Raw genomic sequence first — 16,351 nt, forward strand, 5'->3', positions numbered from 1 at the left:
CGCCATCATACGGTCACGGTGAAATGCGGCTGGAAGGTCTCCTGCTCGCCCTTGCCCGCATAGCCGAGCGGGTTGGCGACCACGCGGCAGGCCCAGGCGCTGCCGTCCGGGCGGGTGCCCTGGGCGGTGTAGTCGCTGGGGGCATGCAGGTGGCCGTGCATCCAGACCCGTGCCAGCGGCAGCAGGTCGTCCAGCGCGTTGCAGAACCCCGCGGTGCCGGGCACCAGCCCGTAACGGGGGTCGGCGCTGCGCAGGCTGGGGGCGAAGTGGGTGACCGCTACCGTGGGTCCGTCGAAGGGGGCCTGCAGGGCGCCGCGCAGCCAGTCCTGGCAGCGCAGCGCTTCCTCGCGCATCGTCTCGGCCAGGAAGGGTTCGCCGCCGCGCGTGCCTCCGGTCTTGCGCAGGTAGAAGTTGGCGGCGCGGAAGGCCTTGTCCCGGTGGCGCAGCAGCCGGGCCATGTCGGCGCCCCCGTCGCTCTTGTCCAGGGCCAGCGCGTCGAAGTCGCTCCAGAGCGTGGTGCCCACGAAGCGCACGCCCTGCAGCACCACCGTCTCTCGGTCGAGCCACTGCAGGCCCAGCCGGTCGCAGGTGGCGCGCAGCCGCTCGCGCCCCGCATCGAAATCCTGCATGTCGTACTCGTGGTTGCCGGGCACGAACAGCACCGGCACGGGCCAGCCCGCATGCTGCGGCAACGGCGAGAAGCGCGCCAGCCCGAAATCGTCGTCGGCGAGGCGCGAGCCGCTCTGGTAGGAGCCGATGTCCCCCGCGAGCACGAGCAGGTCGGCGTCCGGGGCGGGGCTCGGCTGGAACGCGGGATGGGCCTCCAGGTGCAGGTCGGACAGCAGTTGGATCTTCATGGGCCCGGATTGTCCGGTGCGGGCGGCGGCGCGGCTGCCGGAGGGCGCGCCGTGGTGTGCAGGGCCGAGCGCGCCATGGCGCCGCGCAGCCAGCGGTGGGCGGCGTCGTGGCCCTTGTTGCGGTGCCAGAGCGCATCGACGTGCACCGTGGGCAGCGGCATCGGCAGGGCGCGCCAGACGAGTTCGCCGCCCAGGCTCGCCACCCCCACGAAGTGGCGCGGCAGCACCGTGAGCAGGTCGGTGGTGGCCACCACGCGGCCCGCCGTGAAGAACTGGTTCACGGTGAGCACGATGCGCCGCTCGCGGCCGAGGGCGGTGAGCGCCTCGTCGATGAAGCCGTAGGGCTTGCCCGAGAAGCTCACGAGCAGGTGGCGCGCCGCGCAGTACTGGTCCAGCGTCAGCGGCTCGGCCGCCAGCGGATGGTCCTGGCGCATCACGCAGACGTACTCGCCGTCGTAGAGCCGCAGGCTTTCGTAGGCGACCACGCTGTCGGTCTGGGCGCGGGCCGTGAGGTCGGCCATCACCGCGGGGAAGTAGCCCACGGCCATGTCGGTCGAGCCGTCGTCCAGCAGGCCGCGCGGATCGCGCGTGGTGAGCGGCACCACGCGCAGCGACACGCCGGGCGCCTCGCGCTCCACGATCTCCACGAGCGGGGGGATCAGCGTGGCGCCCGTGGCGTCGGCCAGCGCGAGCACGAAGGTGGAGTTGGCCGAGGCGGGGTCGAACGCCCCGGGTGCCAGCGACTGCTGCAGCTGCGCGAGCGCCTGCCGCACGGGCGGCCAGAGGGCGAGCGCGCGCGGCGTCGGCTCCACGCCCTGGCCGCTGCGCACCACGAGGTCGTCGCCCAGCACCTCGCGCAGCCGGCGCAGGGCATTGCTGACCGCCGGCTGGGTAATGGCGAGCTTGGCGGCCGCGCGCGTGAGGTTGCGCTCGGCCATGATTTCGTCGAACACCCGCAGCAGGTTCAGGTCGAGCGAGCGGAAATTGATCGGCGCCATCGTCTAATCATCACAGATGTGAATGACTGGAATTCAAAATATAAAGTGGAAGAACCCTGGGGTAAACCCTAAGATACCTGCATTCGCCCGGCAACTTCGCCACAAGCGACCGAAAGGGAACACATCATGACCAGCTTCGTCCACATCGACTACCGTACCGAACACCCTGGCGTGGCCCGTGCCGAACAGGCCGCCGCCACCCTGAAGAGCGCCTTCGACGGCGCACGCGGCGCCTCCTCGCTGCTCCTGGCCGCCGTCGTGGCTGCCGTGCTGGTGGTGGCCAACCAGATCATCGACACCTGGAGCGAAGGCCACACCCTCACCGCCTGGATGGTGCTCTGGCTGATCGCCTTCGCCGCCCTGGCCCTGCTGGCCGGCCCCGTCCGCCGTGCTGCTTCCATGCTGCGCGCCGGCTTCCACGCCTGGAAGGAAGCCCGCCGCCGTGAAGCCGAAGACGAAAAGACCTGGAATGCCGCCCTGCACGATGCCCGCATCATGGCCGATCTGAGCCGAGCCATGAACGGTATCGCAGTGGACAACATCCGCCGCTACTACTGATCAGGCTCCGGGCCATCGTCCGGACCGGCCGGCCGGGGCCACGACCCGGCACATTTTCAGGGCACCGCGAGGTGCCCTTTTTCGTGGGCGCGCAAAACCGGCCGTACTTTCCAGGTAGGGCTGCGCAGCAAAAAGCCCCGGCCACGGGCGTGGTACGGGGCTTCCAGGGGGCTTGCCCGCCCCGGCGGGCGGGGGCTCCGGGCGGGGTCAGGCGCCCAGGCGTTCTTCCAGTGCGGACTTGGTCTTGAGCATCTGCGCCGGCAGGTGGTAGGCCAGCTGGTCGAAGTGCGCGGTGTGCAGCTTCAGCTCGTCGGCCCAGGCGGCCTTGTCGATGCGGGTCACGGTGTCGAACTGCTCGCCCGAGAAGTCCAGGCCCGTCCAGTTGATCTCGCCGTATTGCGGCGCCACGCCGAAGGCGGTTTCCTGGCCGGTGGCGCGGCCTTCGATGCGGTCGATCATCCACTTGAGCACGCGCATGTTCTCGCCGTAGCCGGGCCAGACGAACTTGCCATCGGCATCCTTGCGGAACCAGTTGGTCGTGTAGATGCGCGGCAGCGTGGCGCCCGAGGCGGCGAGCTTTTCGCCCAGGTCCAGCCAGTGCTGGAAGTAGTCGCTCATGTTGTAGCCCATGAAGGGCAGCATGGCGAACGGGTCGCGGCGCACCACGCCCTGCGCGCCGAAGGCGGCGGCGGTGGTCTCGGAGCCCATGGTGGCGGCCATGTACACGCCCTCCTGCCAGTCGCGGGCCTCGGTCACCAGCGGCACGGTGGTGGAGCGGCGGCCACCGAAGATGAAGGCGTCGATCTTCACGCCCTTCGGATCGTCCCAGGCCGGGTCCAGCGCCGGGTTGTTGGTGGCGGCCACGGTGAAGCGGGCGTTGGGGTGGGCGGCCTTGGCGCCGGTTTCCTTGGCGATCTGGGGCGTCCAGTCCTTGCCCTGCCAGTCGATCAGGTGGTCCGGCAGCTTGCCGGTGTCCTTTTCCATGCCTTCCCACCACACGTCGCCGTCGTCGGTCAGCGCGACGTTCGTGAAGATCACGTCCTTGTCGAGGCTGGCCATGCAGTTGGGGTTGGTGTGGTAGTTGGTGCCCGGGGCCACGCCGAAGTAGCCGGCCTCGGGGTTGATGGCGCGCAGCGAGCCGTCGGCCTGGGGCTTGATCCAGGCGATGTCGTCGCCGATGGTGGTGACCTTCCAGCCTTCGAAGGCCTTCGGGGGCACCAGCATGGAGAAGTTGGTCTTGCCGCAGGCGCTGGGGAAGGCGGCGGCCACGTGGTACTTCTTGCCCTCGGGGTTGCTGACGCCCAGGATCAGCATGTGCTCTGCCAGCCAGCCCTGGTCACGGCCCATGGTGGAGGCGATGCGCAGCGCGAAGCACTTCTTGCCCAGCAGCGCGTTGCCGCCGTAGCCGGAGCCGTACGACCAGATCTCGCGCGTCTCGGGGTAGTGCACGATGTACTTGGTCTTGTTGCAGGGCCAGGACACGTCCTTTTCGCCGGCCTGCAGCGGGGCGCCCACGGTGTGCACGCAGGGCACGAAGTCGCCTTCCACGCCCAGCACGTCGTACACCGCCTTGCCCATGCGGGTCATGATCTTCATGTTGACGGCCACGTAGGGGCTGTCGGAGAGCTCGATGCCGATGTGGGCGATGGGCGAACCCAGCGGGCCCATGCTGAAGGGCACGACGTACATCGTGCGGCCTTGCATGCAGCCGTCGAACAGGGGCTGCAGCGTGGCGCGCATCTCGGCCGGGGCCATCCAGTTGTTGGTGGGGCCGGCGTCTTCCTTCTTCTCGCAGCAGATGTAGGTGCGGTCTTCCACGCGGGCCACGTCCGACGGGTCGGACCAGGCCAGGTAGCTGCCGGGGCGCTTGGCGGGGTTGAGCTTCTTGAAGGTGCCGGCGTCCACCAGTTGCTGGCAGAGGCGGTCGTACTCTTCCTGCGAGCCGTCGCACCAGTGGATCCTGGCGGGCTTGCAGAGGGCGGCCATGTCGGCCACCCAGGCGAGCAGGCGGGCGTTCTTGACGTATGCGGGGGCCTGGAGGTCGAGGCCTTGCATGGTGGGTGCGTTCATCGCGGGCTTCCTGAAGTTGAAAAACGGTTTTTCAAAGGAAGCGGCCGGGAATGCGGCAAGGCCGCGCTGGATCCTGAGCGCTGTCTTTGAGAAAACGTCTTGCGGCTCAGTCGGCGGGCGGACGAACGCGCGGGAAGGGCGGTTCGCCAGGGGCGGTTGCGTCGTCCGCAGGTCGGCTGGGATGACGATTTTATGAATAGCCCCTATTCCTGTCTGTCAGACAGGGGGGAAATCCATGCAAAAAATGCATGGGGTTATGTTTGTTCTAAACGGCCAGCGTGCCGCCGTCCACAGGCAGCGTCGCTCCGGTGACGAAGCTCGCCAGGTCCGAGGCCAGGAACACCGCGGGGCCGGCCAGTTCGTGCGGCTGGCCCAGGCGGCCGGCGGGAATGCGCTGCATGAAGTGTTCGAGCCGCTCCGGGTTGGCACGCGTGGCCTCGGTCATCGGGGTTTCGATCACACCCGGCGCCAGCGCATTGACGCGTATGCCGTCGGGCGCCAGGTCGAGCGCCAGGGTCTGCGTGAACATCCTGACGGCTGCCTTCGACGGCGAATAGCCGAGGGCATTGCCCTGCGCAATGAATGCCGCGCCCGAGGCCACGTTGATGATGCAGCCGCGCGTGCGCCGCAGCGCAGGCAGCCAGGCATGCACGGTGTGGAACACGCCGAACAGGTTCACGTCCATCGTGCGGCGCAGGTTGTTCGCCGCGCGCGGGCTGTCGATGCCCTCGCGGATGATCACGCCGGCGTTGTTGACGAGCGTGTCCACGTCACCGGCGGTTTCCGCCACCTCGGCGGCGAGGTCGAGGCAGGCCTGGGCGTCGGTGACGTCGAGTGTGCAGGCCCAGCCCTGGGCGCCTGCGTCGCGGACTGCGCGCAGCGTGTCCTTGCAGCGCCCGGCCTGCAGATCGGTCACGATGACGCGGGCCCCGGCATGGGCGAAGGCCACGGCCACCGCACGGCCGATGCCGCTGGCCGCACCCGTGACGAGCGCCAGGCGGCCGGCCAGCAGGCCCGGCGTCGGCGGGCAGGTGGGCGGAAGGAAGTGAGGCATGGACTTTCCCTTCGGGCGGTGCGAATGGTCAGCCCTGCGTGGCGTGCCCGGTCCACCGCTCGTACCCGGCGCGCCGCAGCGCGCAGGCCGGACATTCGCCGCAGCCGTGTCCCCAGGCGTGCAGGGCGCCGCGCACACCGTGGTAGCAGGTGTGCGTGTCTTCCACGATGAGCCGCACGAGTTCGTCGCCGCCGAGTTGCCGGGCCATTTCCCAGGTGGCGGCCTTGTCGATCCACATGAGCGGCGTCTCGATGGTGAAGCGCTGGCCCATGCCCAGCGAGAGTGCCACCTGCAGCGCCTTGAGCGTGTCGTCGCGGCAGTCGGGGTAGCCGGAGAAGTCGGTCTCGCACATGCCGCCCACGAGGGTGTGCAGCCCGCGCCGGTAGCCCACGGCGGCGGCCAGCTGGAAGAACAGCAGGTTGCGGCCGGGCACGAAGGTGTTGGGCAGGCCGGCTTCCGTCATCTGGATGGCGGTGTCGCGGGTGAGCGCCGTGTCGCTGATCTGGCCGAGCACGGCGAGGTCGACCATGTGGTCTTCGCCCAATCGCTCGCGCCACCGTGGAAAGCGCTCGCGCAGCGCGGCCAGCACGGCGGTGCGGGCCTCCAGCTCCACATGGTGGCGCTGGCCGTAGTCGAAGCCGATGGTCTCCACCCGTTCGAAGCGCTCGAGCGCCCAGGCCAGGCAGGTGGTGGAGTCCTGGCCACCGGAGAAGAGGACGAGGGCGTGGCCGGCTCGCATGGGATGGGTCCTTGTGGAAAAAGAAAGGTGGGGGCGAAAAGAAAAAGCCCCGCATGCGCGGGGCCGGCTGGCGGGGCGGTCCGGAGTGGTTTCAGGCCATGTAGATGGCGATGAACGCCAGCAGCAGCATCAGGATGCCGCCCGCGATGGGCAGCACGATGGGCATGTAGGGCACCACGGCCTCCACGCCGTCGGGGGCGTGCTGCTCTCCTGCGTGCGGTGTGGTGGTGGTGTCGTGGGCCATGGCAGTCTCCTTGGGACGGGGTTGCGGATGGGATGGCCCATTCTAGCCACAGCCCCGCGGCGCCCGGGCCGCGGTTTCCTCGGTAAAAACCTCAGTATCCGTGCCGGGCGGCGCGTGGCCGGTCAGGAAAGGCGGCGGTCCGCCGGGGCGGGCGGCACCCACTGGTAGAGCCATGTCTCGGTGAGCGGCGCGCCGTTCTCGCCGCGCAGGAACATGCGGATGGTGATGGGCGCGGTGCTGTCGTCCTCGGGCTTGATGTCGAACATGGCGCGCCAGCCCTGGATGGCGTCCTGCGGCCGGGCCGAGGTGATCTCGATCTTGCCGCGGCTCGCGGTGATCACGGGCTCGACCTTGGCGCCGCGGCCCAGCGCCACGAGGTTCTCCCCGGCGAAATCGACCGCGAAACGCCAGGAGAAGTACTTGCGCGGCTGGCCGACCACGCCGCCCAGGCCCGTCCAGGTGGCCACGCAGCGCGCCAGCGGGGACTGGGCCGGCGGATGGGCGCCCCAGAACAGGCGGTAGCCGATCAGCAGTTCCTCGCCGGGCTGCGGCTTGCGGTCGGGGTTCCAGAAGGCGACGATGTTGTCGAAGGTCTCGTCGATGGTGGGGATCTCCACGAGCTGGATGGAGCCCGCGCCCCAGTCGGACTTCGGCTCCACCCACAGCGAGGGCCGGCGTTCGTAGAAGACGCCGTCGTCCTGGTAGTGGTCGAAATTGCGGTCGCGCTGCACGAGGCCGAAGCCGCGCGGGCCCTGGTCGGCGAAGGCGTTGAACTGCAGCGCCGGCGGGTTCGTGAGCGGCCGCCATACCCATTCGCCGTTGCCGCGCCACATCTGCAGGCCGTCGGAGTCGTGGATCTCGGGGCGCCAGTCGTTGGCCATGCGGCGGTCGTTCTCGCCGTGCTGGAACATGCTGGTGCAGGGGGCGATCCCCAGGCGCTCGATGGCCTTGCGCGGGTAGAGGGCGGCATCGATCTCCATCACCTGCGTGTCGCCCGGCGTGATCGCGAAGCGGTAGGCGCCGGCGATGCTGGGCGAATCCAGCAGGGCCAGCACGACGACGGTGTTGGAGCCGGGCGCGGGGCGCTCCAGGTAGAAGGCGGTGAAGTCCGGGAATTCCTCCGGGCGCTGCATGCCGGTATCGATGGCCAGGCCCCGGGCGGAGAGGCCGTACTGCCATTCGCCGCCCACGGCACGGAAGTAGCTGGCGCCCAGGAAGGCGGCCACGTCGCGCACCGGGTCGGTGTGGAAGTTGAGCCGGAAGCCCGCGAAGCCCAGGTCCGGCGGCAGGTCGCCGGGCTTGAGGCCGCTCTTGCCGTAGTTGAACATCTCGGGGTCGTAGGCCAGTTCCTGGGCCTTGCCGTCGGCCAGTTCGAACATGCGCACCGGCTTCTTGAAGAACAGGCCCAGGTGGAAGAACTTGGCCTGGAAGCGCAGTTTCTCGTCGGCCCAGAGGGCGTGGTCGCCCCGGAACTGGATGGACTGGTACTGGTCCCAGTCGAGCTTGGACACCGAGGGGGGGATGGTGTCCTTGGGCGGCTCGTAGGCCTTGGCCGCCAGGGCGCGGGCCTGGCCCTTGAGTGCCGCGAAGTCGAAGGGCTGGGCTTCGCCCAGGGGCTTGAGGGCGGCGAAGGCTTGGGTCCAGTTCAGGCCCAGGCCACCTGCGGTGGCCAGCGCGGCGCCGTGGCCGAGGGTGCGGAGGAAATGGCGTCGTTTGGGTTTCTGCATGGGGCAGCAGTGTGCCGAAAACGACGCGGCGGTGATGCAACGCCGTGTGACTCTGTGGGCATTGACCGCAAAAGCCGCTCCAGTCCTACAGCGCGGCGGGGCGAAGGATCACAGGAGATCGGCTTCCATGGACGCTGCGCGCAGGCGGGCCAGCACCTGCTGCACATGCTCGCGGCCGCGCGTCTGCAGCACGAGTTCGATCTCCACGTTCTGGGCGGCCAGCATGGTGAAGGCGCGCTGGTGGTGGACTTCCTCGATGTTGGCGCCCGCTTCGGCCACTGTGGCAGTGATGCGCGCGAGCACGCCCGGTATGTCGCGCGCGCTCACCTTGACGCGCGCCAGGCGCCCGGAGCGCACCATGCCGCGCTCGATGATGGCCGCCAGCAGCAGCGGATCGATGTTGCCGCCGCACAGCACCAGGCCCACGCGCTTGCCGCGGAAGCGCTCCGGGTGCCGCAGCAGCGCCGCCAGGCCGGCGGCTCCGGCGCCCTCGACGAGGGTCTTCTCGATTTCCAGCAGCATCAGCACCGCCTGCTCGATGTCGCCTTCGTCCACGAGCAGCAGGTCGTCCACCAGCCGCGTGATCACCTCGCGGGTGATCTGGCCGGGCGTGCCCACGGCGATCCCCTCGGCGATGGTGGAGGTGCCCTGCGGGTGCTGCGTGCCTTTCACGGCGTTCACCATGGCCGGGAAGCGCGAGGTCTGCACGCCGATGATCTCGATGCCGGGCTTCAGGGCCTTGGCGGCGGTGGCGATGCCGGCGATGAGGCCGCCCCCGCCCACGGCGATGGCCAGGCAGTCCAGGTCCGGCACTGCCTGCAGCATTTCCAGGCCGACCGTGCCCTGGCCCGCGGCGACGGCTTCATCGTCATAGGGATGCACGAAAGTGAGCCCCCGCTCCTCGGCCAGGGCATAGGCATGCGCGCGTGCTTCCTCCAGGGTGTCTCCGTGCAGCACGACCTCGGCGCTGAAGCCGCGCGTGCGCTCCACCTTCACGCCGGGCGTGAAGCGCGGCATGACGATCACGGCCACGAGGCCCAGGCGCTGCGCATGGTAGGCCACGCCCTGGGCGTGGTTGCCGGCGCTCATGGCGATGACGCCGCGCCGCTGCTCCTCGGGCGAAAGCTGGCTCAGCTTGTTGCAGGCGCCGCGCTCCTTGAAGGAGGCGGTGAACTGCAGGTTCTCGAACTTGAGGAACACCTGCGCGCCCACGATCTGCGAGAGCGTGCGCGATTCGACGCAGGGGGTGTCGAGCACCTGGCCCTGGAGGCGGGCGGCGGCGGCCTGGATGTCGGGGAGGGTGAGCATGGGCGCCATTGTCGCGCGTGCCGGACCGCGTGCCGCCGGCAGGCACGGGGCCGGCATTCCGGTCGGCCCTGCGGCGCGCCTTCAGCGCCTGCGGCGGTGGCGCGTCTTGGCGGGAGGCGGTGCCGTGCTGGACGAGGCGGCTGCAGCCGCGGCGGCGAGTTCCTGCCCACGGGTGGTGACCGTGACTTCGAACGCCTTGAGCCGCTGCATGCACTCCAGCGACGCCTTGAGCATCTTCCTGACCAGGTGGGCATTGCCGTCATCGCGCAGTTCGCGGAGGGCGAACCGGTTCTTCTCGGAGAGGTCGTTGTGGAGTAAATCGATGAGTTCGGTGCAGGCTTCCAGGTCTTTCGCCGTGCGCCGCTGCACGTCCGGGCCCAGGAACCTGGCGAGCCAGTGCGCGGCCACCTGGGCCTGGACGATGGTGCTTTCGAATTTGCCGCGCCACATCAGCATGCCGAATGCGCCTTCCATGTTCGCCTTCTCGGCCTGCGCGATGTCCGCATAGCCCGGGAGCCGGCTCTCCGCGTCCAGCCGCTGCGCCATGTGCTCCAGGCTGTCATCGATTTTCTGGGTCGCGCGCTCATAGCGGTCTGCGATGGTCATCAGGCCATCCCGGACGTCGCGGGGCCGGGTGGCCTCCCGGGCGTGGACGCCGATCGCGATCGACCGGCACTCCAGGAGGTGGCCCAGGCCATCCAGGCTCCGCTGCATCAGGGTCACCAGTCGTTCGCTCTGGCGGATGTTCGCGCCGTCGATCATGGCGGCCTGGCGGCCGCTGCGGGACGACAGCCGCATGCTGGCCTCCAGGTAGTCGCCCAGGGCACCGGCCGCGTCCTGCTGATAGGTGAGCGCTTTTCTGGCGAACTGCCGTGCGACCCGCGGCTGCTGGTCTGCCGGCGCCTGGGCGATGGCCTGCGAGGCTTCGTGGAAGAGCTGCAGCAGGCCGGAGGTGACCCGTGCGGCATAGGCCGTCTCGCTGAGGCTGTTGCGGGAGGTCTGGTAGTCCTGCGCCATCTCCGGCAAGGTGCCGGGCGGCAGCACCGGCAGCAGGGTGGCGCGCAGGTCGGTGGCGCGTTGCGCGATGGCTGCCACGCGCGCTGCCAACTCCAGGTCTTCGGGCGGGACTGCCGGGGCGGGCGAGGCCTGTGCCGATGGCGCGACCGACCCATCGTTCGTGAAATGCAGCGGCAGGTCGAAGGCCAGTTCATGGATGGACAGCATCCGGTCGCTGAGTTGGGACGTTGCGGCCTGGAGGTCTGCCTCGCTGGCCTCGCGCAGGCTGTCGATGGCCTTCATGCCGTGCAGCAGGGCGAAGCTGATGGCATCCGTCCGCAGGCCGTCGCACCAGCGCACCCAATGCTGCAATGGGATCTTGAAGGCGGAAGGAGCGGCTTCACGGGCCTGCCGGGCCGCCCTGTCCAGAGCGTCGGCACGGGCCAGGGCTTGCGCGGGGGTGTCCAGCGGCATGCGCAGGGCGTCGCCGGTCGTGGACAAGGCAGCGAATGCCCCGGCGATGGCAGCGATGTGTGCACGCTCGGGCAGTTCCGGCCCATCGATGCCATGGAGCGACCGGTGGAATTCCCCGGCTGCGGCCAAGGCCTGGGCTGCCAGGTGTTCGATGCCGGAAGGCAGCGGCTGTTGCGCGGTATCTGCGGACAGCACAGGCACGGCGGCCCTCCAGATCTTTTCGAAGGACTGTTCCAGTGCCGAGAGGGCGGTCTCGAGCGTGGCGGTACGGGCCGTGTCGATGCGTGCCTGCAGCGCGCCGATGGTTCCGCTGGATTCCTGGCGCTGCGCCACGGTCCAGCCGACGAGGTGCTCGCCGAGCATGGACTGCGCCTGCTGCACGGCGTCCAGCCCCTGGCGCAGCTGTCCGACCAGGTCGCCGGGCCGTCGCCATGGCACCGATGGCAGGTTCTGCCCATCGCCGGTGGCGACGGCCGGCCGAAGTGGCTGCTCCGTCGTCGGGAACGCAGCCTCCACTGCGGCCTGCAGCGCGCTTTCCCTCCGGGCGCGGGCCTGGCCTGCGATCTCCGCGTCCATTTCCGCGGCGCTGCGCAGCGCGCCGTCGCAGGCCGTGCCGCAGAGGTATGCCAGCTGGTGCATGGCCGGGGCCATGTCTCCCCAGGCCGCCGCCCGGGCCTGTTGTCCGGCGGCCTGCAGGCGTGCCGCGTGGTCTCTCGCCTCCGCCGCCGTGCGGGGGGCGTGCATCATGTCTTCGCATGCCTGGGCGACGGCGGCGCATACCGCACTGCACCGCTCCAAGGTGAGCGGGGCCATGCTCGCATGCATTCCTGATCGTTCCAGTGCATCCCGGGCATGCCGGGCGGCCTCGGCCGCGCCGGCCAGCGCGTGCCGGGCCGTGGCCGGGTCACCATGGGGCATTGCCTGCGCTGCGTGGAGGCCTTGCCTGGCCAGGTGGCCCAGCAATTGCAGGACCACTGCCCGGCCCCGGTCCGATGCGGTCGCTTGCGCGGCGGCAATGCGCGCCTGCAGGCTGCCGATGGCATCGCGCGAGGCCTCGTGCTGCTCGGGGCTCCACGGCGCGGTGTGGGCCTCGAGCGTGCGGCCGGCGTTCTCCACGCGCTGCAGGGCGAGGTTCTGTTCGCTGAACGCTTCCAGCGCCTGCCGCCAGGGCGCCTGGGGCTGCGTGTCCTGTCGCGTGCCTTTCCGTGCGGCGGCACCTTCCTGCGGTGGCTGCAGGCCGGCCAGCAGGGGAGCCATGGTTTTGTGCAGTTCCGCTTCACGCCGCAAAGTGGCGCGGCTTTCCCGGGCTTCGGGGTGGGTCAGGGCGCTTGCCTTCATGGCAGCCTCGGGGCCGGCGCCATCGGGCGGATGCGACCAGGCCTCGAGCAAGGCGCGCGCAGCGTCTTCCAGCGCGGCGCAGGAGTGCGCGTAGGCCGTGAGCCAGGCTTCCTCGATGGCGCCGGCTTCGCGGGCATCGTTGCCCGGCGGGGGCAGGCGCGACGGGATTCCGGGCAACTTGCCGTCCGGGCCGATCGCATCCAGCAGGTCTTTCATCCGCGGGCCGATACCGGCCAGCTCCTGGTGGAGCGCTGCGTCGATGTCCAGGACGGCGGCTGGCAGGCCTGCCAGCGTTTCGTACCTCCGCAGGCCGCAGGCCTCGCGCAGGCGGGCTGCGGCTTCTTCGTGTGTCCGGCTTTTGCCTGCCGCGCCAGCGTAGGGGGCCTGCCGCAGAAGGAGCAGTCCCTTCAGGGTCGTTTCCTGCGCACGCAGGCGGCAGGCCACGGTCTGCAGCTGCCAGAGTTGCTGGTCGAGCAGGTCGGGGCCTGCGTGGGGCAGCAGCATTTCGCGTGCGGACAGCGCGGCCTCATGGTGCTCCGCTGCGGCTTCCCAGGCGATTGCGGCGGCCTCGATATGCCCCAAAGCCTGCTTCACTTGCATGAAGCCATTGGACCGATGGTTGTAGGTGGGCCGCAGGGCTTGGGATATTTCCTCCCCGGTGGGCAGTGTGCTGCCCTGGGCTGCCCGGGCCAATTCCGTGGCCTGGGCCACCATGGCATCCAGGGCCTCGGGCGTGCGTGCGCTGGCCAGTGCCTGCGTGATGCCCGAGATCCGTGCCCGGCGCGCGGCCTGGATCGGGCCGTCGTCCACGATGACATCGAAGCTGGCCTCGGAATCCGTGTCCGAGTCCCAGTCGGTGTCCGGGTCCTGGTCCATCCCTGCGGGCTCCGGATCGACCGTTTCCCCAGCCCGTTGCATCAGCATCGCCTGCAGCCGTTCATGGGCCGTGGAAGCGGAAGGCGACGGGCGCCGGGGGGCATCGAGCTGTCCGGCGCGGGCGGTGAAGAACGGGAGGCCAGGCCACCTGGTGCCTGGCGGGACGAGGGCGAGGGCGAGCGGGCACCGCGTGGTGTCCCTTGCGGCGGGACGGCGCTGGCGGCATCCGGCCGTGCTGGAGGTGAGAGGGTGCGTGCAGGGACGGGGAGCATGGAACAGGGAGAACGCCGGCGATGCGGCCGATGGCTGGTCTGCCACCCATGGTGGGGCCGTGCCGCCCATGCGGTGGCAAGGCCCGCGAAGCCCCGCGCGATGGCACGAAGGGGAGTCAGGGCCCGCCCTCGAGGTGAGCGCCGCCACCGTGGCCGGCGCAGCGCCTGTCAGGCACGTGCAGCAGGCACGGGCTTCGCACAGGGGCAAAGCGGTTCGTGCCGGCCCGCCGCCCTGCACCGCGGCTTGCCAGCATGGCGGCCATCGTCTATCTCGAGGCCACGCCATGACATCCAGCATTCCGACATCCGCGTCGCTGCGCCGCACCCTGAGCCTTCCTCCGGAGCTTGCCTGCCTTCCGTCGTCGAGCGGTGGTGCCTCGCCGGCACGGCGCTCCACCCGGCATGCGGCCTCGCCCCTGCACGGTGCCATCCGTGGCCGGGCGGCCACGGTCGATTCCGCCACCGCACGCACGCGCTCCGAAAGCCCCCGGCGCGCCCTGCCGCATGCTTTCAGTCGGCGTGCGGAGACGGAGCTTTCCCGGCAACTGCTGAGCGCCACTCCGCAGTCGCAATTGCAGCAGGTGAAAGCGATGACCGTCGCGCAGCGCAATGCGGTGGAGGCCCAGATTCTTCATCGGCTCCATGGGGGCTCGCCGGTGGATGCAACCAGCACGACAGCGCTGTGGCTGGCGGTGCAGACGGCGCGGCTGCAGTCGGGTGCACAGGTGGTGGCGCCGGCCGGCTGGGTGCGCAGCGAGGCAGCCCAGGGGATAGATCAACTGATGGGGGCGATGACCGGGCCGACGCTGGGAGACGCCACGCGTGCCGCCGCAGCCCGGGTACTGGGCGACCACTTGCACCACCAGGGGCCAGGGCCGTTCCTGAACGCTTTGGGCTACACCCTTTCGCTGGAACAGATTCCTGCGCCTGCGCTGGCATTCGCGGCAGAGGTGCGGCAGGCCGTGGCGGAAACACGCGGCAGCGAGACGGTGGCGCGGTTCGCCGACGCCTTGCGCCAGCACGGCATTCCCGATCAGGTGTTACCTCTGCTGGCGGCCGGCGCGGCATCGCAGGAGGAAGCGATGGCGGTCCTCGGCAGATACCAGAACGCCCTTTCCTCGCTGGCGGGTTAGGCATCGCGGCGCCACCTGCGACGGCCTCAGTCCGGGAAAGCTCGCGCCAGGACCTGCCCGGTCTCCGCCGCGCGCAGATCGATCGCTCCGACAGTGCGCCCTGCACCGGGATCGCTCAGCCGCGTGGCGATGAACGCGTCGGCCACAGCTGCGGGCGCATGCCGGCGCAGCAGGCAGGCCTGGGCCAGCAGCACCAGCCGCTGCACCAGCAGGCGGCCCAGGGCCTCGAGGGCTTCCGGGGGCCGGGCCAGCAGCGCCTGCAGTTCGCGCAGGGCAACTGCGATGCGCGGTTCGCCCTGTGCGGCGGGAGCCAACTCTTCCAGCAGGGCATGGGCGGCCTCGGGGTCGCGGGCCAGCGCCCGCAGCACGTCCAGGCACATCACATTGCCCGACCCCTCCCAGATGGAGTTGACGGGCGCTTCGAGGAAGAGGCGGGCCATCACGCCCTCCTGCACGTAGCCGTTGCCGCCGAACACTTCCATCGCCTCGCCCGACATCTCCACGCCGCGCTTGCAGACCCAGAACTTGGCGGCCGGCGTCATCACGCGCTTCCAGGCGCGGTCGGCCGGGCTGGCGGTGCCGCCGTCGTCGCGCTCGAAGGCTTCGGCCAGGCGCATCAGCAGGGCGAGCGCGGCCTCGCTCTCCAGCGCCAGGTCGGCGAGCACGGTGCGCATCAGGGGCTGCGCGGCCAGGGCCTTGCCGAAGGCATGGCGCCGGCGCGCGTACGCGATGGCCTGCACCGTGGCCTGCCGCAGGATGGCGGCGCTGCCCGCCACGCAGTTGAGGCGGGTATACGTGGCCATCTCGATGATGGTGGGAATGCCGCGGCCCTCTTCGCCCATGAGCACGCCCCAGGCATCGTCGAACTCGACCTCGCCGCTGGCGTTGCTGCGGTTGCCCACCTTGTCCTTGAGGCGTTGCACGTGCACGCCGTTGAGCGTGCCGTCCGGAAGGCGGCGCGGCACGTAGAAGCAGGCGAAGGGGCCGCCTTCGCCCGTGCGCGCCACCACGAGGTGTGCATCGCTCTGCGGGGTGGAGAAGAACCACTTGTGGCCCCGCAGCCGGTATTCGCCGCCGCGCCCGCCTGCGCCCAGGGGCATGGCCACGGTGGTGTTGGCGCGCACGTCGGAGCCGCCCTGTTTTTCCGTCATGCCCATGCCCAGCCAGATGCCGGCTTTTTCATGCGCGGGCAGCTCGCGCGGGTCATGGGTGCGGCTGTGGAGCCGGTCGCCCAGCTGTGCCCAGAGCGCGGGCTCCTTGCGCAGCAGCGGAATCGCGGCCTGCGTCATTGTGGCGGGGCAGAGCGTGCCCTGTTCCACCTGCCCGTGCAGGTAGAAGCCCGCGGCCCAGGCGGCCCAGCGGCCGGCCCGGTCGCTGTCGAAAGGCATGGAGACCAGCCCCTGGCCGCGGTAGAGCGCCATGAGCGCGTCCCAGGCGGGATGGAACTCCACCCGGTCGATGCGCCGGCCCCGGCTGTCGAAGCGGTGCAGCGTGGGCGTGTGGCGGTTGGCCAGCTGGGCCAGGGCCTGGGTTTCGGCGCTGCCGAGCCGGCGGGCGTATTCGCCCAGCGCGGGCAGTGCATGGCCGGCGCCCGCGCGCTGCAGCGCCTCCTGCAGCGCGGCGTCGGTGGCGAGCAGGTCGTAGTCGGCCAGCTCGGCGTATTGGTTGAAAACCTCGTGGGTGGCCTGGGCCATGGGTGTCTCCTCC

12 protein-coding genes are annotated in these 16,351 nt (G+C 70.2%); 2 read left to right on the top strand and 10 right to left on the bottom strand.

The genetic code is table 11. The annotated features are described in order from the left end of the window. Window positions 1-5: 5 nt before the first annotated feature. A complete protein-coding gene (locus ACAV_RS00825) occupies window positions 6-857 on the bottom strand; it encodes a metallophosphoesterase (RefSeq protein WP_013592682.1) in 852 nt (283 codons plus the stop codon). Next, window positions 854-1,855 carry a LysR family transcriptional regulator gene (locus ACAV_RS00830; RefSeq protein WP_013592683.1) on the bottom strand — a complete coding sequence of 334 codons (1,002 nt, stop codon included), beginning with the start codon at window positions 1,853-1,855 and terminating at the stop codon, window positions 854-856. Before ACAV_RS00830 ends, ACAV_RS00825 begins: the two co-directional genes overlap by 4 nt. A 126-nt stretch (window positions 1,856-1,981) precedes the next feature. Between ACAV_RS00830 and ACAV_RS00835 the strand changes: the two genes are divergently transcribed. Then, entirely contained in the window at window positions 1,982-2,413 is a 432-nt protein-coding gene (locus ACAV_RS00835) for a hypothetical protein (RefSeq protein ID WP_013592684.1), read from the top strand. A gap of 207 nt (window positions 2,414-2,620) precedes the next feature. Here the strand turns inward: ACAV_RS00835 and ACAV_RS00840 are convergent, their stop codons facing one another. The 7 genes from ACAV_RS00840 to ACAV_RS00865 form a co-directional block, all read right to left on the bottom strand. After that, complete coding sequence (locus ACAV_RS00840; RefSeq protein ID WP_013592685.1) at window positions 2,621-4,483, bottom strand: phosphoenolpyruvate carboxykinase (GTP); 1,863 nt, start codon at window positions 4,481-4,483, stop codon at window positions 2,621-2,623. Window positions 4,484-4,748: 265 nt separating this feature from the next. Further along, window positions 4,749-5,537 (bottom strand): SDR family NAD(P)-dependent oxidoreductase, encoded by a 789-nt coding sequence (locus tag ACAV_RS00845; protein ID WP_013592686.1) that lies wholly within the window; start codon window positions 5,535-5,537, stop codon window positions 4,749-4,751. 28 nt (window positions 5,538-5,565) lie between these two features. Beyond that, a complete protein-coding gene (gene queC / locus ACAV_RS00850) occupies window positions 5,566-6,276 on the bottom strand; it encodes a 7-cyano-7-deazaguanine synthase QueC (RefSeq protein WP_013592687.1) in 711 nt (236 codons plus the stop codon). A 91-nt stretch (window positions 6,277-6,367) separates the two neighbouring features. Continuing rightward, entirely contained in the window at window positions 6,368-6,520 is a 153-nt protein-coding gene (locus tag ACAV_RS24860) for a hypothetical protein (protein ID WP_013592688.1), read from the bottom strand. 122 nt (window positions 6,521-6,642) lie between these two features. After that, window positions 6,643-8,247, bottom strand: a complete 1,605-nt coding sequence (locus tag ACAV_RS00855) for an OpgD/OpgG family glucan biosynthesis protein (RefSeq protein ID WP_013592689.1) — start codon at window positions 8,245-8,247, stop codon at window positions 6,643-6,645. A 108-nt stretch (window positions 8,248-8,355) separates the two neighbouring features. Further along, window positions 8,356-9,555, bottom strand: a complete 1,200-nt coding sequence (locus ACAV_RS00860; RefSeq protein ID WP_013592690.1) for a threonine ammonia-lyase — start codon at window positions 9,553-9,555, stop codon at window positions 8,356-8,358. An 81-nt stretch (window positions 9,556-9,636) separates the two neighbouring features. Next, the gene (locus ACAV_RS00865) at window positions 9,637-13,281 is read right to left on the bottom strand and encodes a hypothetical protein (protein ID WP_244875515.1); all 3,645 of its coding nucleotides are present in this window, start codon (window positions 13,279-13,281) and stop codon (window positions 9,637-9,639) included. Window positions 13,282-13,795: 514 nt separating this feature from the next. On the opposite strand from ACAV_RS00865, the gene ACAV_RS00870 reads away from it, so the two are divergent. Further along, window positions 13,796-14,644: a hypothetical protein gene (locus ACAV_RS00870; RefSeq protein WP_013592692.1), complete on the top strand. Its 849-nt coding sequence runs from the start codon at window positions 13,796-13,798 to the stop codon at window positions 14,642-14,644. Window positions 14,645-14,670: 26 nt separating this feature from the next. Here the strand turns inward: ACAV_RS00870 and ACAV_RS00875 are convergent, their stop codons facing one another. Further along, on the bottom strand, window positions 14,671-16,338 hold the full coding sequence (locus tag ACAV_RS00875) for an acyl-CoA dehydrogenase family protein (protein ID WP_013592693.1): 1,668 nt from the start codon (window positions 16,336-16,338) through the stop codon (window positions 14,671-14,673). Between the last annotated feature and the right edge of the window lie 13 nt (window positions 16,339-16,351).

Origin of the sequence: Paracidovorax avenae ATCC 19860 (genome assembly GCF_000176855.2) — a bacterium.
Lineage (GTDB): Bacteria > Pseudomonadota > Gammaproteobacteria > Burkholderiales > Burkholderiaceae_C > Paracidovorax > Paracidovorax avenae.